The organism is Shewanella woodyi ATCC 51908 (assembly GCF_000019525.1).
Taxonomy (GTDB): domain Bacteria; phylum Pseudomonadota; class Gammaproteobacteria; order Enterobacterales; family Shewanellaceae; genus Shewanella; species Shewanella woodyi.
In genome coordinates this window covers 4688057-4707938 of the sequence record NC_010506.1, presented here as the reverse complement: position 1 = coordinate 4707938, position 19882 = coordinate 4688057, and the positions used below count along the sequence as shown (strand labels likewise).

The 19882-nt window shown below is 43.8% G+C and carries 21 protein-coding genes; 16 read left to right on the top strand and 5 right to left on the bottom strand.

The window, feature by feature from the left end; translation table 11 throughout:
* Window positions 1-35: 35 nt before the first annotated feature.
* Window positions 36-1319, top strand: coding sequence for a 4-aminobutyrate--2-oxoglutarate transaminase (gabT, locus tag SWOO_RS19845; protein WP_012326450.1), 1284 nt, complete (start codon window positions 36-38; stop codon window positions 1317-1319).
* Window positions 1320-1550: 231 nt separating this feature from the next.
* Here gabT and SWOO_RS26110 read toward each other — a convergent pair whose 3' ends face one another.
* Window positions 1551-1697, bottom strand: coding sequence for a hypothetical protein (locus SWOO_RS26110; RefSeq protein ID WP_195743015.1), 147 nt, complete (start codon window positions 1695-1697; stop codon window positions 1551-1553).
* Window positions 1698-1710: 13 nt separating this feature from the next.
* Here SWOO_RS26110 and SWOO_RS19840 point away from each other — a divergent pair, with 13 nt between their 5' ends.
* From SWOO_RS19840 to SWOO_RS19785, 12 genes are all read left to right on the top strand, one after another.
* Window positions 1711-2232, top strand: a complete 522-nt coding sequence (locus tag SWOO_RS19840) for a GNAT family N-acetyltransferase (RefSeq protein ID WP_012326449.1) — start codon at window positions 1711-1713, stop codon at window positions 2230-2232.
* 21 nt (window positions 2233-2253) lie between these two features.
* Window positions 2254-2742: a GNAT family N-acetyltransferase gene (locus tag SWOO_RS19835; RefSeq protein ID WP_012326448.1), complete on the top strand. Its 489-nt coding sequence runs from the start codon at window positions 2254-2256 to the stop codon at window positions 2740-2742.
* Between the two features lie 199 nt (window positions 2743-2941).
* Window positions 2942-3733, top strand: coding sequence for a prolipoprotein diacylglyceryl transferase (gene lgt / locus SWOO_RS19830; protein WP_012326447.1), 792 nt, complete (start codon window positions 2942-2944; stop codon window positions 3731-3733).
* 295 nt (window positions 3734-4028) lie between these two features.
* Entirely contained in the window at window positions 4029-4424 is a 396-nt protein-coding gene (locus SWOO_RS19825) for a RidA family protein (protein ID WP_012326446.1), read from the top strand.
* A 71-nt stretch (window positions 4425-4495) separates the two neighbouring features.
* Complete coding sequence (locus SWOO_RS19820) at window positions 4496-5020, top strand: hypothetical protein (protein ID WP_012326445.1); 525 nt, start codon at window positions 4496-4498, stop codon at window positions 5018-5020.
* Between the two features lie 160 nt (window positions 5021-5180).
* On the top strand, window positions 5181-6206 hold the full coding sequence (locus tag SWOO_RS19815; protein ID WP_012326444.1) for a hypothetical protein: 1026 nt from the start codon (window positions 5181-5183) through the stop codon (window positions 6204-6206).
* Window positions 6207-6446: 240 nt separating this feature from the next.
* Entirely contained in the window at window positions 6447-8171 is a 1725-nt protein-coding gene (locus SWOO_RS19810; protein WP_012326442.1) for an FAD-binding oxidoreductase, read from the top strand.
* 134 nt (window positions 8172-8305) lie between these two features.
* On the top strand, window positions 8306-9106 hold the full coding sequence (locus SWOO_RS19805) for an isocitrate lyase/PEP mutase family protein (protein WP_012326441.1): 801 nt from the start codon (window positions 8306-8308) through the stop codon (window positions 9104-9106).
* A gap of 593 nt (window positions 9107-9699) precedes the next feature.
* Complete coding sequence (locus tag SWOO_RS19800) at window positions 9700-11073, top strand: COG3014 family protein (protein ID WP_012326440.1); 1374 nt, start codon at window positions 9700-9702, stop codon at window positions 11071-11073.
* Between the two features lie 10 nt (window positions 11074-11083).
* Window positions 11084-11683: a penicillin-binding protein activator LpoB gene (gene lpoB / locus SWOO_RS19795; RefSeq protein WP_012326439.1), complete on the top strand. Its 600-nt coding sequence runs from the start codon at window positions 11084-11086 to the stop codon at window positions 11681-11683.
* An 82-nt stretch (window positions 11684-11765) separates the two neighbouring features.
* Window positions 11766-13178 (top strand): DUF6844 domain-containing protein, encoded by a 1413-nt coding sequence (locus SWOO_RS19790; RefSeq protein ID WP_012326438.1) that lies wholly within the window; start codon window positions 11766-11768, stop codon window positions 13176-13178.
* 1 nt (window position 13179) lies between these two features.
* A complete protein-coding gene (locus SWOO_RS19785; RefSeq protein ID WP_012326437.1) occupies window positions 13180-14307 on the top strand; it encodes a hypothetical protein in 1128 nt (375 codons plus the stop codon).
* A 449-nt stretch (window positions 14308-14756) separates the two neighbouring features.
* Here SWOO_RS19785 and SWOO_RS19780 read toward each other — a convergent pair whose 3' ends face one another.
* The 3 genes from SWOO_RS19780 to SWOO_RS19770 form a co-directional block, all read right to left on the bottom strand.
* Window positions 14757-15305, bottom strand: a complete 549-nt coding sequence (locus tag SWOO_RS19780) for an OsmC family protein (protein WP_229377254.1) — start codon at window positions 15303-15305, stop codon at window positions 14757-14759.
* Between the two features lie 60 nt (window positions 15306-15365).
* Window positions 15366-16133 (bottom strand): type 1 glutamine amidotransferase domain-containing protein, encoded by a 768-nt coding sequence (locus SWOO_RS19775; RefSeq protein WP_012326435.1) that lies wholly within the window; start codon window positions 16131-16133, stop codon window positions 15366-15368.
* Between the two features lie 63 nt (window positions 16134-16196).
* Complete coding sequence (locus SWOO_RS19770; protein WP_012326434.1) at window positions 16197-16961, bottom strand: SDR family NAD(P)-dependent oxidoreductase; 765 nt, start codon at window positions 16959-16961, stop codon at window positions 16197-16199.
* A gap of 144 nt (window positions 16962-17105) precedes the next feature.
* On the opposite strand from SWOO_RS19770, the gene SWOO_RS19765 reads away from it, so the two are divergent.
* Together SWOO_RS19765 and SWOO_RS26525 are read left to right on the top strand one after the other, a co-directional pair.
* A complete protein-coding gene (locus tag SWOO_RS19765; RefSeq protein ID WP_012326433.1) occupies window positions 17106-17699 on the top strand; it encodes a TetR/AcrR family transcriptional regulator in 594 nt (197 codons plus the stop codon).
* A gap of 135 nt (window positions 17700-17834) precedes the next feature.
* Window positions 17835-17969 (top strand): LuxR C-terminal-related transcriptional regulator, encoded by a 135-nt coding sequence (locus SWOO_RS26525; protein WP_407636064.1) that lies wholly within the window; start codon window positions 17835-17837, stop codon window positions 17967-17969.
* Here SWOO_RS26525 and SWOO_RS19760 read toward each other — a convergent pair.
* The gene (locus tag SWOO_RS19760) at window positions 17929-18294 is read right to left on the bottom strand and encodes a hypothetical protein (RefSeq protein ID WP_012326432.1); all 366 of its coding nucleotides are present in this window, start codon (window positions 18292-18294) and stop codon (window positions 17929-17931) included. The genes SWOO_RS26525 and SWOO_RS19760 overlap by 41 nt on opposite strands.
* Window positions 18295-19550: 1256 nt before the next feature.
* Here SWOO_RS19760 and SWOO_RS19755 point away from each other — a divergent pair.
* Window positions 19551-19853, top strand: a complete 303-nt coding sequence (locus SWOO_RS19755) for a hypothetical protein (RefSeq protein ID WP_012326431.1) — start codon at window positions 19551-19553, stop codon at window positions 19851-19853.
* Window positions 19854-19882: the final 29 nt, after the last annotated feature.

The following is a 19882-nucleotide window of genomic DNA, read 5'->3' as shown; positions in this document are numbered from 1 at the left end:
TAACACCTAGCACCGTTTTTTATAGGACCAGAATCATGACAAACAGCAGCTTACAAGCGAGAAAAGTTAAGGCCATAGCTCGAGGCCAAGGTAATGCGTATCCGGTTTATGTTGAGCGGGCTAAGAATGCGGAGCTCTGGGATGTTGAGGGGAAACGTTACATCGACTTTGGGACAGGTATTGCCGTATGTAATACAGGGCACAGCCATCCTAAAATTGTTGCTGCGGTAAAAGCGCAACTAGATAACTTCAGCCATACCTGTGTCATGGTTAACCCCTATGAATCGGCTGTCGAGCTTGCGGAAAAGCTAACGGAGATAGCACCAGGTGAGAGTGATAAAAAGGCGATTTTTGTCACGACTGGCGCCGAAGCGGTGGAGAACTGCGTCAAAATTGCTCGGGCTCATACGGGGCGTCGCGGAGTTATCGCCTTTAATGGTGGTTTCCATGGTCGCACTAACTTGACCATGGCATTAACTGGGAAGATCACACCCTATAAACATCAGTTTGGCCCTTTTGCTGGCGATGTTTTTCATGCTCCTTTTCCAATTGATTATCACAATATTTCGGTTAAACACTCCCTTGATGCATTAAACAACCTCTTTAAGGTGGATATTGCTCCCTGTGATGTGGCGGCCATTATCGTTGAGCCAGTACAAGGTGAAGGTGGTTTTTATGCCGCGCCTGCCGAGTTTTTACAGGCGTTACGTAGCTTGTGTGATGACCATGGTATCGTCTTAATTGCTGATGAGATCCAAACAGGCTTTGGCCGAACCGGTAAGATGTTTAGCTTTGAGCATGCGGGTGTTGAACCTGACCTCATCACTATGGCTAAGGGAATTGCGGGTGGATTTCCTATTGCTGCGGTTGTTGGTAAGAGCGAGATCATGGATGCGCCGTTACCAGGAGGACTAGGTGGAACCTATGGTGGCTCGCCTGTTGCCTGTGTCGCAGCCCTGACCGTGCTTGATGTGATCAAAGAGGAGGGCTTAGTTGAGCGCGCAGCTCAGATTGGCGCAATTTTCAATGAGCGCTTAACGGCTTTGCAAGCTGAGTATCCGCAACTGATTGGTGAGGTACGTAACCAAGGTGCCATGATCGCCATGGAGTTAGTCAGTAATGGTGACTGTGAGCAAGCTAATACCGCGTTAACTCAAGCCATTATTGCGAAGGCGGCGAAATATGGATTGATACTGCTGGCCTGTGGTTTCTATGGCAATGTGATCCGCTTTCTGCCAGCTCTCACCATCAGTGATGAGCTTATCAATGAAGGCTTAGATCAGTTTGTGCGCCTATTTGGTGAGGCTGCAAACTGCTGAGTTACGAGTTGTATACCCAAACTACCTGAGAATGCTCGTTTCAGAGGCATTGTGCGAGATCAATTCTAGACGCATTGGCATAAAAATGGTGACTCCCTTTTAAGCCAATGCAACAACGAAGTGGGCTTGCACAAAGCCTTCGTTGATGGGTTTTAATGCATTTTATTCTGCGTTATTGATTTTGCTAAGGGAACAACCATTAACTACAAACAATGCCTTGCCTAAAATGCATTAAATTCCCACTGAATCCTGCATTTCCAAGTAGCTTGGGTATAAGCGTTGATCTAATGGTGAGTTCATCGCTTGCACAGTCTCTTCCTTAAGATTAATAAAACTAGGAATATTATCTGCATAGTTGGCTTCGGAATTAGTTTTCATTACCGGAACAGCAATGCAGATAATTGAACTAACAGATTTATCCTCCTCAGACCCCTCCTTGAAAAATGGCTTAGCTTTACAGCTAAAGCGCTGCGTGGACTTGGGGGCATCCATAGGTTTTATTACTCCCTTCAGTGAGCGAGAGTCTCGCTATTACTGGGATAGCGTCGAAACCGATCTCAATCAAGGTGGTCGAATACTTCTGCTTGCGACTGAAAATCAGCAGGTGCTCGGGACGGTTCAGCTATCATTTTGTGATAAGAAAAATGGGCGACATAGGGCGGAGGTTGAGAAGTTAATGGTTCATCCTGATGCACGAGGATTGGGCATAGCTGGCAAGCTTATGCACCAAATTGAGGCATTGGCGAAAAGCAGGGGGCGCACACTGCTGATTTTGGACACACTTACGGACTCATTGGCTGCTAATCTGTATCTCAAGTTGGGTTTTCTGAGAGTGGGTGAGATCCCCGATTTTGCACTCAGCACTGAGGGTGAGCTTGAAGCCACTTGTGTCTTCTATAAGCAGTTAGTTTGATGAGATTTTGGAGTTCTATATATGAAGATAAGAGAGTTTGAGTTTGCTGATTTCAAAGCGGTCACCGATATCTACCAAGAGGGGATAGACGGTGGCAATGCCACATTTGAGAAGCAACCCAAAGCTTGGCCGGAGTGGGACAGAGCCATGTTGGCGCCATGTCGGTTGGTGATTGAGATTGATAGCCAGCTTGTCGGTTGGGCAGGTTTATTGCCGACCTCCACCCGTGAGGCATACGCAGGAGTGGTGGAGGTGAGTATCTACATTAGTGACAATGCGAAAGGAAATGGTGCTGGTTACGCCTTGCTGACAGAGCTGATTAAACAATCGGAAGAGGCGGGCTGTTGGACGCTTCAGTCGGCTATTTTTCCTGAGAACCAAGCGAGTATCAATCTACACCAAAAGTGTGGTTTTAAGATTTTAGGCGTTAGAGAAAGGCTAGGCCAGATGAATGGGGTATGGCGTGATGTCGTCTTGATGGAGCGTAGAAGTGACAAGGTCGGACTATAGAGACAAGGTTGAATGACAATGTAAGCGAAGCCTTAAGCTAGGTTCGCTAAAAGCTGTGTTAGATGTGATAACTCTTGATGAATTCTTACATAAGAATCGGGTAATCCCTTGCCTATTCATCCACATCAGGGTAAAACTCCGAGTCAATTGAAAAATTAATTCGATAATTTTTGTCCCATCAGATTTTGGAAGGCTTATTTTGGACCACTTTATTTGGAATATCGACCCTGTATTATTCTCGTTTATGGGGCTGACAGTACACTGGTATGGTGCCCTTTTTGCCACTGCAATTGCATGTGGTTTTCAGGTGATGAAACGTATCTACATCAAAGAGGGCCATGATGTCGCGTCATTGGATAACTTACTTATCTACTGTGTGGTGGGAATTATCGTCGGTGCTCGCCTCGCCCACTGTCTGTTTTACGATCCCGCTTACTACTTTAGCCATCCCCTCAAGATTTTTGCCATCTGGGAGGGGGGACTTGCCAGCCATGGTGGTGGTCTCGGTGCGATTTTAGCCCTGTTCTACTACCACAAGAAGACCAAGATGCCTTTCCTATTTCTACTGGATAGGTTGGCGATTGCAACGGCGATATTTGGATTCTTCGTGCGTATGGCTAACTTTATGAACTCGGAGATCTTAGGTGTGCCGAGCAGTGTGCCTTGGGCAATCGTGTTTGAGCGTATCGATATGCTGCCGCGTCATCCAGCCCAGCTCTATGAAGCCTTTGCTTACCTGACTATCTTTGTCACCTTGTGTCTTGTCTATAAGTACACCCAGATGAAGCAGAAAGAGGGCGCGATATTTGGTTTGTTCCTCTGCCTAGTATTTAGTGCAAGGTTCGCGATTGAATTTATCAAGGTGACTCAAGCAGCTTACGCCGATGGTTTTGTATTGAACGCGGGCCAGATGCTCAGTATTCCTTTCCTTCTGGTCGGTATATTTTTGCTGGCTCGCCCCTATTTGATGGGGCAGAAAGCAAAAGCCTAATTTAAAGCTCCTTGTATAAAGAGCCCTAGTCTAAAGCGTTATATTTTAAGCTGTCTGTTGTCGGCGATACCCATTAATTGGGTATCTGTCGGCAGCGAAACCCGACTTACATTTTACTTCTCTTGTTTCTTCTCTCTTCTCTTTTTAGCTTGCCCGATAGCTTATCGTGATGGGATCTCCACATCATAATTCAACTTACCTGAACATTCAGTTCATCAAAACTGGATATATCAAGAAGCCGTTTTAGGGTGTACTGCTTTTAGAAATGATTAAACCTCTTAGGAAAAAGTAACCTATGAACAAGATTTGGAGTCCGGAAAATATAGCGCCACCTGCAGCGCGCTACCATCACTGTGCTTATGTTCCAGCGAACAGTGATTGGTTACATATTGCAGGTCAGTTAGGTTTCGATCTCGAAGGCAAACTGGGAAGCGGAGTTGAGGAACAGGTTCTATTTGCTTGGCAGAATATAGATGGTTTGCTGCTGGCCAATCAGATGGAGCGCGAAGATATTGTTAGTGTACGAGTTTATCTTGTTGATAGGGATGCTCTCCCTGGGTATCGAGCTGCAATGCAGCGGTTATTCAATAAGCCGTCACAAGTTTTACCGGTTACTTTGCTCTTTGTCGCGGGGCTTTTTTCTCCTGAATGGAAAGTTGAGATAGAGGTTCAAGCAGCTAAAAAACCTTAATGTTATGATCTAAAGCGCGCAGCCATACGTATAAAACTCAATATCAATGTTGAGATTAATAGGTGAATTTAATGCGTGCTATTGTTTTAGGTTTATTGGCTTTATTTATCTGTGGATGTAGCACAACCTACCCTAATCAGTCCGTTACAGGCACTCAATTTCCTAAGGCGAGTGGCGAGACATTAGAGGGGGAGCCATTAACCCTTCCTGATGATCTTAATGGTCAGCCTGCACTGCTATTAATTGGCTACAAGCAAGACTCTCAGTTTGATATCGATAGATGGCTAATTGGCCTAGATATGACACAGACTCGTATCGATGTGTATGAGGTGCCGACGATTCAGGGACTGTTTCCTAGAATGTTTAGCACCATGATAAATAATGGGATGCGCGCAGGTATTCCTAAGCCCCTTTGGAAAGGTGTTGTGACTGTTTACCAAGATGGTGACAAGGTGCAGTCATATACAGGCAATGAAGATCCAAACAATGCCAGAGTGGTGTTATTGGACGAAAGTGGCACCGTGCTCTACTTCTACGATGATGGTTTTTCGGTTGAAGCGCTTAATAAGTTAAGGGCTATAGTCGCTAAGCGGTAACTCCTAAGTGTCCGCTTTTTATCGTGTTCCTGGTGATTGTAATTGAGTGTAATATTTTCCTGTTAATTAATCTGTTAGCTTCATTTTATCGACTAAGGCCAAAGCGTCTCTAGGTTGTTAAAGCTAACGCTGAGTTAACTGAAAAGGAAGATATTGATTTATGGACATTAAAAAATACACAGGTGTTGTATCTGGTTGGCAGGGAGGCTTTGAGCAGTCAAACCCTGATTTTGCTTATCCGAATCCAAACCTTACTTCATTACCTATGTTGGACAACATGGCTAATATTGATCTGCTCCAGCGTCAGCAAGCGGTGAAGTGGCCTGAGTTCAGTTGGGAGACAGAGAAAGGCAATTCAAACCCTAAACGCTGTTATCAGATGTTTGCCCCGGATATATCTAGACTTGGATACACTGACACAGGCAGAGTTTATTCCATTATCTGTCCACAGCAGGGGATTAGTTCGCCATCATTGGGCACCCTGAATGTTGAGGTGACAGTGACTGGCCAGCGAGGCTGGGTTGATGAAACAGATCGTGAGATCGCAGCAGATATGAGTGTGGTCGGCAAAATTTGGTTCAGCCCAAGTGCAGTACAAAAGCCTATTGTTAAGTTGTTATGGTCCCACTTTGAAAAGAGTAAACAACCTTTCCCTTCTGAAAAGTCTAAGGCGATTGTTGTATACACCCATAAAGTTGGTCAAGCTGAACAGCCAATATTCCCTCTGTTAAGCGGTGAAAGTACCGGATTCGATATTCCTGAGTTTGCTAAGCATCCACAAGCGTGGAGCGTGGGAAATTTAGGTGTTGAGATCGGTGCGCCCTTAAAGACTGGATACCCAGTGGTTGATGCGTTTAATAAGTTGATTATGGATGTGTTTAATTTAGGCTCAGGCAATATGCTGCAAGTGGGCAATGTGCTGACTTGGAATGTTTGGTTTACCGAGCCTGAACTTGTAGACACAGAAGAGTGGCGCACTCACGCTCAAAGGTGGCGTGAGTCTATCGACGCAGATCATGGATCTCCTGATGGGCCAGGAACCCAAGCTAGGTATTTTGATGGTACCCCGTTTAAACCCGATTTTGATCTAATTAAAGAGCTAGAGAAGAGCAAAATAGGTGACTTCCTCGGTAATTTAGAGGGGGATATAAAAGAGGGAATAAGCGAGTGCCTAAAAGAGATTTAATCTATTTTGTAGGCATCGCATTTAAGAAACTAATGGCGAATAACGCGATATTCGCCAGTAAGGTTTATGTTATCACGCCATCCTCTGTGGTGGCGTGACTTCCAACTATTGTCCTGCTAAATCAACTAGCTCTTTATCCGTATAGATAATATCAGTAGGAGTCATTGATACGACTCTCATTTTGTCTGTATCTCAATGTTGATTTAGCGACAGGGATGTAAAAATTACAACGGAGCAATAATGACAATATCTCAAGATATCATTCAGCAATTAGTCAGCTTACTCGGGGCAAGCAACGAGTTTCCCATGGTGCTGACGGACTGCAACTGCAACGATGTTCAGAATGAGGCTTATCAAGAAGCAAGGAAGTCATTTAACCGAAAATTTGATTTTCGTCCTAAGGCGATTATCTATGTCGAAAATAGTGAGCAGGTTAGTGCTATCGTTAAGTTTGCCAATCTTCATAAGGAGAGCGTTGTACTGCGGGTTCGTTCAGGCGGACATGACCATGAGGCTGAAAGTAATGGGACAGATACCCTATTAATTGATCTCTCGAAAATGAAAAGGGTACAGCAGGTTCCTAAGCCTGATAAATGTGCAGGTGAAGAGGACAAGCTTTTTATCGGTATTGAGCCTGGAGCAAGGTTCAAGCATATCAAGAGCGTTCTTGATGCCCATAATTTAGGGATCCCTCACGGTACCTGTAAAACGGTGGGGATAGCTGGCTTTACCTTAGGTGGCGGTTGGGGACCTTGGACTCGTCAATATGGTATGGCCTGTGAAAGCTTAGTTGGGGCGACGGTCGTCTTAGGGAACGGCGATATTATCGAGGTGAGTATTGACGATGAAAAAGACTCTGCGGGTGGTCAGTTATTGTGGGCTCTTAGAGGGGGAGGAGGTCTGAGTTATGGTATCGTCACAGAGTTTCGCTTTAAGGCATTTAATCTCCCAGCAATTACTTATAGCTTTAGTTTGAGCTTAGACTTTTTAGAGAACTATTTTCCCAAAATAACCACTTTGCATATCCTAACACTATGGGAGGAGTTGGTTAAATCTGAGCACACTCAAGTACTCATCGGAACTAACTTAAAGATCAATGCCGTGTCGCTTGAGGCTGGAGTTGCGCCAGATCCTAATGCGAAGTTAAGTTGCTTAATCAATGGTTATATAGCAGGTGAACCTGAAGATTTTCTAGAGATGGTTTTAGATTGGATAAAGATGTTGGAAACCATAATTGGCGCAAAACCCCATTCAAAGTCTGATCTTAAGCAGATAAAGAAAGCTGTTGGTAAGACAGCTTCAGTTAAAAAGTGGCTTAAAAGCAGTACTGATAAGCTTAATATCGATGTTAACCACAAAGGATGGCGCTTTGAGGGCTGGGACAGAACCTTTCATGATCTTACATTAGACGCCGATGGACCTGCGCCCCACAAGATAACTTCGCGTTTAGCTGACTGTGGTTGGAATAAACAGAGCAGAGAAGCGCTTATCTGCTCATTGCAATCACCACTACTCGATCCCCTCGTATGTAAGTGTGATAACCGATATGGTATCCATGCTTACATCACTATTGGAGCCATCACTGGTGATTTTTATCGGAACTATCGGGAGGGTAAAGATGATATCGGTAGTTCATTTCCCTATAAAGATCGCTTATTTACCCTGCAATACCAGGCTTGGTGGGATGAGTTTTTAGATGTTGATGGCTTGATGACGTTACATCCCAGCGAGGCCGTGGTCCACGGTATTGAAAATCGGCAATATATTAACCGGACTGAAGATTGGATTGAGCGGTGCCGTAACTATGATATCCCTCATACGAGTGGTGCCTTTATTAGTTTTAAGGACGCATCGGTTACAACTGCCGATTACTTTAGCTGTAGTTATGAGGGGTTAAAAGAGGTCAAAGAGCGTTATAGCCAGGACAGTAACCTTCTATTGAGAACTCGAAAAACAATTATTTAAGCAAAGCTAGTTCCTAAATAGGTTTTTAACATTGAGTTCCGTTTAGCGCGAGGTTAAATGGAACTCGATTGCTACAGTGGGGAATACCAATCGCATGCATAGCGCATGAGTATTCAATTCACTATGGAGCAATTATGTTTGAATCCCGTTTACAAGCCTTCACAGAGTTACATACTAAAATAGCCAAGCCTAATACTGCGACCCAAGTTTCAGCGCCGTTAGTCTTTATTAATATTTGGGACGCGGCCAGTGCTGCAGTCGTTCAAGCATCGGGGGCCAAAGCATTAGCTACAAGTAGTGCATCATTGGCTTGGTCTTTGGGTTATCCAGATGGCGAAGCGCTCCCCCAGCAGGAGTTACTCGATGCTGTCGCTCGAATTATACGTGTCAGTGAGCTTCCTCTTAGCGTGGATATTGAAGCGGGCTACAGTGATGACCCCTCTGAGGTCGCCTCTTTGGTCGCTAAGCTTGTTAACTTAGGTGTGGTTGGCGTCAATTTAGAGGATGGGGCACAAGAGCCTGAGCTTTTAGTTGCTAAAATTGAGGCTATTCGTGCCACAAAGAGTTGCCGTACTCTGTTTATTAATGCCCGAACTGATGTGTATTTAAGGGCGCTTGCATCAGATAGAGCCGCCGTTGAGATGACTAGAAGGCGCTTACTTAGTTATCAAAATGCGGGGGTTAATTGTGGCTTTATTCCTGGACTTAGTTGTGAGCAAGTGGCTAGCGAACTTGCCAACGAAATCCAAATGCCACTGAATTTGATGGTCGATGCCAACCTTTCCACTGTTGATACACTGTTTAAATCTGGGATAACTCGTTTCAGCGTGGGGCCAGCAAGCTTTCTCAATGCCTATTCAGGACTTAGCTCAAAGTCTGGTATAGAGCCTAGCCCATTGGATTACAATAGAGTGAATGAGCTTCTAGTCTTATAGGATGAGCAGAAATAGTTACCTGTTCCTCGTCATTTAAGTTCTACTTATAAGTAAAATTACATTTTCACAGCTGGATATTCATCTGTGTAGTCTTGATTGTAATTACTTTGTTTGTTGTTTTGTATTAATTAAATGTCTTTTGTGTAAATAAGTATAAATATATAGTAGTCACGACTTATATATATATGTCTACTATATTAATACATCTTGTATCAATTTGTAATATTGATGTTTATGTGACAAATAACCTTTGTGTACTCCTGTATAATCCCCTTGTTATTATGTGTTCTGATGGTTCTACTTTCTGCTGGCTCCTTCATTTGTTATTGAAGGTTTTTGTTTAACTGTCTGTTTTCTGGCGTTTTAAATGTTTTTATTGCTAATTCATAACAGTGGCGGAGCTTTGTTTAAATCTTGAAGTTAATTAATCATTAGTCGATAAAAGTCAACTTTATAGCTGGTTAATACTATTTTTATCTAACTTTTGGTGTTTTGTCGGAATATACATCCTATTTTTGTCATGTGTTCTTAATTTTAACTTTTATGCTTTTTAATTTAGTAGAAGTTAAAATTATTGTTTAAGGGGTTAATAAGTGAAATTACGTTCTCTTTCTATTGTTATTGCTGTAACTATGCTATCAGGCTGTGCTGGTTTAATGCATGGTCAAGATACTGAAAAATTTAATACCTATATGTCAGCTGGTGACTTTGCTGGTGCCTCTCAATTTGCTTTAGAAAAGTCGGGTTATAACCCGGAAGAGAAGACAGTAGATGATCTGCTGTGGGCTATCGAAGCAGGTGCAACTTTGAGTTATGCAGGTCAGTTTGAAAAATCTATTAGCTTACTAGATGCTTCAGAAAGCATGATGAAGAAAGAAGATCAGGAAAGCTTAGTTAATGATGCCTCAGAAGTTGGCCTATCCATGTTAGGTAACGATGCCATGATGGCTTATGAGCAAACCCAGTATGATGGCGTGATGGCCAATAGCATTAAGGCTTGGAGCTTTGCATTTAATAATGAGCATGGTGATGCCAGAGTTGAGTGGAACCGAGCCGAAGAGCGCCAAAGACGTGCTGCTGAGTACTTCGCTAAGCAGATTAAAGAGCAAAAAGATGCAGAGGAAGGTGAAGAGACCTCTGAGTATGTTGCTAAGTCAGTACAGAGTGAAGAGACCAAAAAGCTTCTGGCCAAAAATGGTGTGACCTTGGAACAGTGGCAGCCCTATAAAGGTTATGTAAATCCTTATACTACTTATAGTTACGGTTTAAACCTATTGGTTAACGGTAAGTCTAAGTCTGATTTCCAGAAAGCTGAAGACGCATTTAAACGTGTTTATGGTTTGAGTCAGTCTAAGTCGGTCGCTGAAGATATTAAACTTGCTACCTCACTTCGCCAAGGTAAGAAAAATGCGGCTGATGGCATGGTTTGGGTGATTTTCGAAAACGGCCAGTCAGTTGTCAAAGAGGAGTTTCGCATAGACCTGCCTGTGTTCCTGTTAAGTGACGATGTCTCTTATACAGGTATCGCTTTGCCAAGACTGAAAGAGCGTGAGTTAGCACACAAGCACATTCAGATTGATGGTGTGAAGACTGAAACTATCGCAGATATGGATAAAATTATTGGGGCTGAATTTGAAAAGCAGTATCCGATGATCCTGACTCGTGAAATTACACGTACTGTGTTGAAAACGGTCGCTCAGAAGCAGGCTATGGATTCCAACGAGATCCTTGGCAACCTGTTAGCCGTTGCTCAAGTGGCTACGACCAATGCCGACACCCGTAGTTTTAGCTCTCTGCCTAAAGAGTTCCAAACTACCAGACTTAAAAAAAGCGGTAACAGTGTGAAGTTGAAGGCGGGAACACATGAGATTTTGGTTGAGCTAGATACTAATGCAAAGCGTCATATTGTTTACGTTAAAGCTATCTCTCCGCTAGTCGCTCCTACTGTTCGCGTGATCAATATTTAAGGATTACACCATGTTTAAAAAGTCACTTGTCGTTGCCTTGGCATTATTGCCGCTTACAGCTTGTCAAACTACAACCAGCTATATCGATGCACAGGATAAAGCAACGAATGTTGTTGCGGCATTATCTTATGCCGACTTTAAAGAAGCTGCGGACTCTATGGCCACTGAGTTAATAGCCAGTCCTTTGATGGTGCACCCTGAACCTAGGGGAAGATACATCATCCATATCAGTGATGTGACTAACGACACCATGCAGCGAATTGACACCGATCAGCTGGTGAAGTCTATGCGTGTGAAAATGCTTAATTCGGGCAAGTTTCTGGTCACTACAGCATTTAATGGAGAGGACTCCTCTACCCGTGAAATGCGTAAGTTGAAAGACTCTAAAATGGTCAATCAAGCAAGCGTTAAGGGTGACGGTCAGGTTTATGCCCCTGATTTCAGCCTTTCTGGAAAGATCATGCAACGAAATGCATCGCTAGACAGCGGCGATACCAGAATTGAGTACTACTTCCAACTCTCAATGACCAATATCGAAAATGGTTTAGCCTATTGGGAAGGTGAACGTGTGGTCGGTAAAGTTGCCGACGGTGACAGCGTTTCTTGGTAATAGCTCGATCTTAAAATGGTGCTAGTTATTCAGCTAGCACCCTCTTCCCCCACTTTTTGAGTTCAAAGAACAGAGAAGCGATATGAAATATCATATGTTGGCGTTGGCAATTGTCTTCAGTTTTAACTCCTATGCGGATCAGGCTGTACCAGTAGCAAATGCTGCTGAGGCTGAGGTGGTACTTCCCTCTCAATCTGCTGATAATGTCCAGCAGGCACAAAGCGATCCGGCAGATCTCACTGAAAATGCGATTAATGACTATATGTCAGATGTGCAGGCTCGAGTGGCTAAAGCAGGAAAATCACATTCAATACAGTTTTTTAGTGGTCAAGCTAGCTTAAATATCAATAGAAATGATCCCGACTGGGCGATCTTCCGAGAGCAAGCGATTCAAGAGGCCGTGATTAAGGCGAGAGAGAGCTATCTGACAACGCTAAATCGTGATGTCGTGCAGGAACAGTTCCGGGAGTTTTTCTCCAGTAAAGGTAAGCCTGAGCCAACTGCGTCAGATTTTCAGAGTGAAGCTGGGGTAACCTCTCTATTGGATAAAGCCATTTTACTGGCTGAAACCATGCTGGATAAAGAGCTGGTAGAGCAGGGGATCGAACCTGCGACGTTTAAGAAAGCGACACCTCAGATCAAGCGAGATCTGTTTAGGGATGCCATAGGAACTAAGACGTTAAGCAAAGCTTATGGCGATCTATCGGGTATGACAGTGCAGCAGGTTTACGAGTTTATTCGTGAAGATGGTACAGGTCATATTGGTGTTGTGATGGCGCTATCCGCTAAAAAGCGTGAGCATATTCGCGCCTTAGTTGAGTCTGATGGCAGAGTTGAGCCAATCCCAGCCAGAGCTAACCCTGAGTTTGCTAATGTGAGTGCTGGACTGGCAGCCATTCCTGAGATCTACCTCGAGTTTGGTACTAAAGTCTTTTATGACGACAAAGGCTATCCGATGCTCGTCTCATTTGGTCAGTCGGGAGTGCGTTACACCAGAGATCCAGATGAGCGAGATCTTGAGCGTGAAGATGCCCACCAATTTGCAATCGATAATGCCTATGGTGCACTGGCAGCGACCTATAACATGAATGGTGATCATGTTCGTGAATCCATTCAAAAGTCGAGCAAAACTAAGAGTGAGACCTTTGATCTGATTAAAGATGGCTCTGTGCGCAAAAATAGTGGTGCGGTAAGAAAAGCGATTATGCGTGAGTCAGAAGCCCTGTCATCGATGACGGCATCGATTCAGGGGTTAACCGGTGTTAGCGTACATCACAAGTGGCGTAAGAAGCACCCTATTACGGGCAAGGAGATGTCAGGTGTTGTGGTGGTATGGCACCCAGTTACGGTACAAAACGCAGAGCTGATGCAAAGTGGTAAAAGCGCTGCTGAGATAGAAGCTATCATGGCGCCCAACGAGCCAAATTCCCCGCAAAACGGTGGTAAGGTTCAGGGACGAAAATCAGTAGATAGATTCGATCCCGAGGACTTCTGATATGGGGAAATTTTCAGTTTTGCTGGTCGCCCTGTTTGCATCATCCTCCGCTTTGGCTGGGATCGAATCTATTGAAGTGACTGGTACAGGTAAAACATTGCCTTTAGCTATCGATGCTGCACTTGTCAGCGCTGTTGAGCAGGTCTCAGGGGTGACTGTAAGCAGTCAACGTCAGTCATTGGATAGCTCCTCGAGAAAATCGGGTGAAGGAACGAGCTTTTTACGCCAACGTACAGGTGAGATGAATTTTGGTACCGCAGGTCGTGCGACTTACCGTATCTTGTCTGAAAACTGTGGGGGTGAAAAGTGTAAAGTGCGTCTGTTGGCCAATATCGAAACCAACGATGACCTAGAGCGCCAAAAGAAGCTCAAAGGGATGAACAAAAACCGTCGAACCATAGCGGTTGAACCGTTTGTCGGCGCGCACTCGAAAGAGTTCTCTCGTGCCATTGAGGCGCGTTTGGTGCAGGACAGGAAGTTCAGGGTTATCTCAGATCGCAAGCAACCTGGTGTCGACTACGTACTCAAAGGACGAGTGGTAGAGGCTAGGACAACAAAAAGAGTCGTAGACAACTCCCGTACTGTCGAGCTTACTGGCGAACATATTGACGATGTTCAGGTGTTTTATGACAGCAAAGTTGTGGTTGAGTACCAGTTGATTGATCTGGTTAATAACCAGATAAAATGGAGTGCTAAGGTACCTACGACCTCGGGACGGAATAATCTATCCTATCTGTTAGAACTCTCCTCTCGTAAGGTGTTTGAACAGTTGAAGGAGAATATCTACCCTATGCTGTTGATCGCTGCTGAGGATGGCTCTTTGGTGCTAAATTCAGGTGGCAGCACTGTTGAGCTGGGAGAGCGTTTTGAGGTGTTTGCCGCTGGTGAGAAGATCATCGACCCTATTACCAAAGAGAGCTTAGGATTTACCGAAAGTAAGATAGGTATCATCAAGGTCATTAAGGTATTACCAAAAATGGCTTATGTTGAATTGGTTGAGGGCAGCCGAGATGCGCTCTATGAACTGCCTATTGTGCGTAAAATGGCTAAGAGTAAGGCTAGTGTCAAAGCTAAGCCAAAAGCTGCCGAGGCGCCTGTTGTGAAAAAAAGCAGTGGCATTATCCTATAGCTTCAGCTTTAGTTACCAACCGCCCACCTACAGGGCGGTTTTTTATTGGTGTAATTTACTCATAAAGTAAATAATTTTTACTTTATAAATCTTGAATGACAAAAAAAGCCGCTAAGTAGGTTGGCTACCTAGCGGCAAAAAATACCACGATTAACTTGGAGTAAAGCAAGCATAAGAAGATGTTTGCTTCCCGGCTAGAATGCGAAATTAGCTCAGTTTCTACAACTGGTCTAAGGAGCAGTTGGCAAAGGAGAGATAATTGTTTAACTCATTGTTTTTAATATCTGTATAGGTAAGTGACTTACTTCGAGTTTTTTAATTGTTCCTTACACAGTCTCATAATTCGTGCTCTCCCGTCATTTGTCTTTTATGTTAATTTTTTACAGTATATGGTGGCTGGCACTTAGTACCAGTCACCTTTATTAAAGCCGAACATGAGAGGTGTTTGGTTACACAGCTGTCGCTGACACTTTAACGGCGTCACTAATGGTGCGGTAATTGGGTGAGAACTGTTGCACACCAGCAATCACTTCATCATATACAGCTTGAGTTGAGTCGCCTTTCACTTCAAAGTGAAATTTAACCTCGGCAAAGCCCACTGGCGCATCGGGATCGACATTTAAGAAACCGCGTAGATTGAGTGCACCTTTAATGGTCAAGCTCACTTCGTCGAGTTTAATGCCACGGGCACTGGCGCCAGCGACAAATCCCACCATCATGCAGCCAGCCATACCACCTAGCAGATAGTCTTGCGGAGTAGGGTAAGCATTATTGCCAAGAAGCTCTTCAGGCTCACCAACTTGAAAACGAAAATCTTTGACGATCTCTTTACCGCCCACTTTCTGATTTAAAGTGCGAATTTCGCTATGAACGCCGCCTTTCCATTGCGCTACAATACCGTATTCAGAGATCGCTTCGGCTGGATTATCTGTGATCACTTGCGTGTAGGCTGCCAGATCATCGAGTTTGATTCCGTTTAGAGGTAAGTTATTCATCATTTCACCTTACTTTAAGAGTTAGAGTTTAGCTCCTGAACGTAACAGGAGCTTTCTATTTGTTTATTTCAAGCGTTTTGCAAGGGCTTTTGCTAATACAGGAGCACTAGCTGGGTTTTGTCCAGTCATTAGAGGTCCATCAATTTCTATGTGAGCAACCCAGTTTTTCTTTGTTTTCTTATAGTTTCCGCCGTTTGCTTTCAGCATATCCTCAAGAGAGAATAATAGGTGGCGAGAAAGGTCCAGCTCATCATCTTCAGCATTCATAAAGCCAGTCACAGTTAAACCTTTTACTAAGGGCTCACCATTGGCTTTTTTGGCATCTCTAAGAATTGCAGGCGCATGACATACCATTGCAATTGGCTTATTTGCAGCGTAGAAATCTTCAATCATTTTGATTGTCATTGAGTCGCTTGCTAAATCCCAAAGTAAGCCGTAGCCACCAGGGAAAAATAGAGCATCAAAGTCATCAGGATTGATTTCACTCAACTTATTGGTGTTCTCCAGGGCATGCATTGCAACAATGTCATTTAAGAATTTATCTGTATTAGGGGTAGTGAATGGTGCTTGCATAGACAATAGATCTATTGGAGCATCACCTCCTTCAAGAGATGCCATAACGACCTCATAGCCCTCTTTACGTAATGTGTAATAAGGTGTCGCTACCTCTTCAAACCAAGTTCCTGTGAGTTTACCGCTTATACCCATTGCGCTCTCTGATGACATGACTATGAGTACACGTTTTGGACCTTCCGCATATACAGAAGAGGCGCCAAAGAGGCTGGATGCTACAAATAGCAAGACAGAAATAGTTTTAAATAGATTTTTCATGTTAATACTCCGATATTATCGTTAATTTAACGCCATGAAATATGGCTCATATTTACCAAAAAATTAGTTGCGTCCAGCCATGACGCCACCATCAATATTCATCACAGTGCCAGTGATCCAGCTGGCTTTATCTGATAGTAAAAACTCAATCGCATCAGCAATATCTGTCGTGGTACCAATACGGCCGATTGGGTGAAAATCGTTGAAACCTTGCAGTGTTTCTTTAATCTCATCTTCAGCAATGAACGATTTGTAAATGGTCGACAAAACCACTGACGGGGCGACGGCATTAACGCGCACACCGTAATCCGCCAACTCCATGGCTAGGTTTCTGGTCAATGCGTGTAATCCGGCTTTTTGCATTGAATAGGCTGATGAGGGAGTAGCCTTAACCGCTTGATGAGCCCACATAGAGCCAATATTGACGATAGAGCCACCTTCATGTTGCTGCATGTTTTTAGCAACGGCTTGGGTTATAAAGAAGAAAGATTTATTGATATCTAACTGTAAATCGTAATCTTTTTCAGAGTGCTCTAAAAAAGTCACAGGCTTGAAGAAACCAGCTGCGTTGACTAAGTAATTAATGTGGCGAGGCTCTTTTTTTATTCGAGCGATAAATTGCGCAACGGCTTCTGAGTTGTACAAATCCACTTCGGCTGTATCGACTTTACCACCTGTTTTCTTTTCTAAATCAGCTTTAGCTTCCGCTAGACCGATAGGGTCATGGGACAATATCATCACCGAGTGGCCTTGACGTAGTAAACGCTCTGCAATCTCTTTCCCCATTCCGCTTGAACCGCCTACGATTAACGCAACTGTGTTTTTCATTAGATATTCCTCAATATTGTTGTCTTGTTTATATGATTATCCATTCAGTTATCAATTTTACCTATCAGTAGGTAGGTTGATATTGTGTACATTAAAGATCTCTATTTTATTTGTCAATACCTATCTTCAGGTAGGTAGAAATAAATGTTATACTCACTCATCAAGAAGCAGGGGATCACGAGAGCAGATATGACAATTTCCACCGTAGATAAAATTATTGATATAGCGGAATCACAAGTGCGGGCAGGAGGATACAACTCCTTTAGCTTTAGAGAGATATCTAAGGAGATAGGCATTAAAAGTGCCAGCATTCACTATCATTTTCCGACCAAGGCGGATCTTGGGGTGGCAATTGCGAATCGCTATACCGCAAGGTTTGAGGAGCATTTGGCAAACATCATAGCGAGCACTACAGAACCACTAGAGCGACTTGACCCTTATATCGCACTCTTTAGTCATGCTTTAAAAGTGGATAAAAAAATGTGTTTATGTGGGGTATTAGCGAGTGAAAGTGATGTATTACCCGAAGAGTTGCAGCTGGAAGCTAAGCACTTTTTTGACGTAAATATTGAGTGGTTGGCAACGGCACTATTTCCTGAACATCCTCAAGCTAAAGCCCATGCAAATTTTATCATTGCTAGTTTAGAAGGGGGGTTATTGATGAGTAAAGTGATGAAAAGTAACAGGCACTTTGAGTTGATCACTGATGGCTTGCGTGCTCAAAACTGGCCATATTAAGTGACATAAGTATCTTGGCTACCTAGCGGCAAAAAATACCACGATTAACTTGGAGTAAAGCAAGCATAAGAAGATGTTTGTTTCCTGGCTAGAATGCGAAATTAGCTCAGTTTCAACAACTGGTCTAAGGAGCCGTTGGCAAATGAGCTCTGTGTCGCCATTCGTACTATCGAGGTACACAGGGCGAAACTGATGACAAAACTGGGTGTTAGTAACTTAGCTGAACTCGTCAAGCTAGCGCCACTATTGGCCAATAAGAGTGAGGGCTGAGAAGGGCGGGCTTCGCCCTGCTAGGGCGCTTCGCTTCGAGGGCGTTCGCAAGCTCACTCCTAGGGCGCTTTGCTTCGAGGAAGTTCGCAAGCTCACTGCTAGGGCGCTTTGCTTCAAGGGCGTTCGCAAGCTCACTGCTAGGGCGCTTTGCTTCGAGGGCGTTCGCAAGCTCACTCCTAGGGCGCTTTGCTTCGAGGACGTTCGCAAGCTCACTGCTAGGACGCTTTGCTTCGAGGTCGTTCGCAAACTCACTGCTAGGACGCTTCGCTTCGAGTGAAATATTTACTCTTAGCTTGTCGCTTCTCTCCGTGGTCTTCGTGTCCAACAACGTCCCTGTTTAACGGCTAGTTCAGCTCCTGCCTCTCGCTCATTAGCACATGGCTTTGCCATATTCGCTGTGGTGAATTGCTTTTCTTGGCCTCCAAAGAAAAAAAGCCGCTAAGTTGGGATAGTAAACCTAGCGGCAAGGACTCGCTTTTACGCATAACAGTAAGTGTTAAGGGATACTTACTACTCTTCCAGAATGCTAAATAAGTGATTGCTGAACAACTGTCCTATGGGATAGTGAGGAAAATAGACTCAGTGATGGGTCGTTTCTCTCGTGATCTCTAAGCTGGAACGGAGAGCTTTATTCTGTGAGTAATAAAGCAGACATTATAGAAATAGACGTAATCTATAACACTGTTTTATTTGGGGATGTTGGTTAATTCCTTTATAAAAACCTGCTTTAAGGTATGAAGCTCTGTTTACCCGCTATTCTTCGAAGGAATCATTAGTTTAGCACTCTCTTAAGTAGTTGTAATTTATGTATTAATTTAATTGGTCGTGTGGAGCTAATCAGTAAAATTACTGATAGACATATTGTATACATGCCGTTATATTCATGGCCAACAAGGATGAGCCCCAATACCTTCATGGTCTTCGGCGGACACTTGTATTTGGGGCGATGAATCAATCTGTATTCTTTTGATATTTATCACTACGCACCCCATATGCAGGTGTTCCTCTCCTTGTTGTCCAAATTCTTTTGAAACTGAGAAGGGTGGTTAGTAAAGCTGAGAAGGACGGGCTTTGCCCTGCTAGGACGGCACTGCGTGCCTACGAGGTCGTTCGCAAGCTCACTGCTAGAACGCTGCGCTGCGAGAAAATGCTGAGATAAAATCTTACTTGAGTACGGAACGCGTTGCTTACGGAATAGCCTTTGGCTACAGGAGCGCTTCGCTTACAGTGAAATATCTGCTCTTAGCTTGTCGCTTCTCTCCGCGTTCTTCGTGTCCTCCGTGGTGAGTAGCTTTTATCTTGCGCTCTTCTAGACAGAGGCGAGCTACGAGTGAAAGCCTTAGGCAAAAGAGCCACCTCACCACAGAGCGCTACGCTGCACAGAGTTCACGGAGAAGAGCTGGAGAAAATCAAAGGAGTTTGATGGTGTAAAAGTAGTGGCTGTTTTGTCTTTTGTGATAGTAAAAGCTCTATATTTTACTTGGCTCTATGGTTCCCATAATCTTACGTTGTGGAAAAAGCGGACAAGTGATGGGAAAATACTATCCCATTTGAGATTCTATTCAGCCGTTAGGGGGAATTATGGAAATCGTGAATATTCCACAAAGCGTACAGAAAGCATTACTCGGTGAGGTCCCTGCAACACTCAGGTTTCTCTATGCTCATATTTCTTCTGGTACATTACACTATCGCGCCGTATTTACTGATGATGCTACTGATGAGCATCTTGAGTGTGCTAGCGTTGTTTTAACTGAACTCCTAGCTGACTGTCCAAGCAATATTCAACTTGAAGAATCAATTGAACGTAATAGTAGTATTCATTGGAGAATAGGCTCAGGGGAGCATCTACTCTTCTTAAGGCATGGTGAGCTGAGTGACATATAAAGAAAAAAGACAGGACAGGTATATCTTTT

Bases quoted from the DNA above. Each gene is read 5' to 3' on its own strand.
- lpoB (WP_012326439.1), top strand. From the start codon at position 11,084: ATGTTTAAAAAGTCACTTGTCGTTGCCTTGGCATTATTGCCGCTTACA.
- SWOO_RS19810 (WP_012326442.1), top strand. From the start codon at position 6,447: ATGACAATATCTCAAGATATCATTCAGCAATTAGTCAGCTTACTCGGG.
- SWOO_RS19785 (WP_012326437.1), top strand. From the start codon at position 13,180: ATGGGGAAATTTTCAGTTTTGCTGGTCGCCCTGTTTGCATCATCCTCC.
- SWOO_RS19775 (WP_012326435.1), bottom strand. From the start codon at position 16,133: ATGAAAAATCTATTTAAAACTATTTCTGTCTTGCTATTTGTAGCATCC.
- SWOO_RS19840 (WP_012326449.1), top strand. From the start codon at position 1,711: ATGCAGATAATTGAACTAACAGATTTATCCTCCTCAGACCCCTCCTTG.
- SWOO_RS19835 (WP_012326448.1), top strand. From the start codon at position 2,254: ATGAAGATAAGAGAGTTTGAGTTTGCTGATTTCAAAGCGGTCACCGAT.
- gabT (WP_012326450.1), top strand. From the start codon at position 36: ATGACAAACAGCAGCTTACAAGCGAGAAAAGTTAAGGCCATAGCTCGA.
- SWOO_RS19780 (WP_229377254.1), bottom strand. From the start codon at position 15,305: ATGATGAATAACTTACCTCTAAACGGAATCAAACTCGATGATCTGGCA.
- SWOO_RS19790 (WP_012326438.1), top strand. From the start codon at position 11,766: ATGAAATATCATATGTTGGCGTTGGCAATTGTCTTCAGTTTTAACTCC.
- SWOO_RS26110 (WP_195743015.1), bottom strand. From the start codon at position 1,697: ATGAAAACTAATTCCGAAGCCAACTATGCAGATAATATTCCTAGTTTT.
- SWOO_RS19770 (WP_012326434.1), bottom strand. From the start codon at position 16,961: ATGAAAAACACAGTTGCGTTAATCGTAGGCGGTTCAAGCGGAATGGGG.
- SWOO_RS19755 (WP_012326431.1), top strand. From the start codon at position 19,551: ATGGAAATCGTGAATATTCCACAAAGCGTACAGAAAGCATTACTCGGT.
- SWOO_RS19815 (WP_012326444.1), top strand. From the start codon at position 5,181: ATGGACATTAAAAAATACACAGGTGTTGTATCTGGTTGGCAGGGAGGC.
- SWOO_RS19825 (WP_012326446.1), top strand. From the start codon at position 4,029: ATGAACAAGATTTGGAGTCCGGAAAATATAGCGCCACCTGCAGCGCGC.
- SWOO_RS19820 (WP_012326445.1), top strand. From the start codon at position 4,496: ATGCGTGCTATTGTTTTAGGTTTATTGGCTTTATTTATCTGTGGATGT.
- SWOO_RS19805 (WP_012326441.1), top strand. From the start codon at position 8,306: ATGTTTGAATCCCGTTTACAAGCCTTCACAGAGTTACATACTAAAATA.
- SWOO_RS19765 (WP_012326433.1), top strand. From the start codon at position 17,106: ATGTTATACTCACTCATCAAGAAGCAGGGGATCACGAGAGCAGATATG.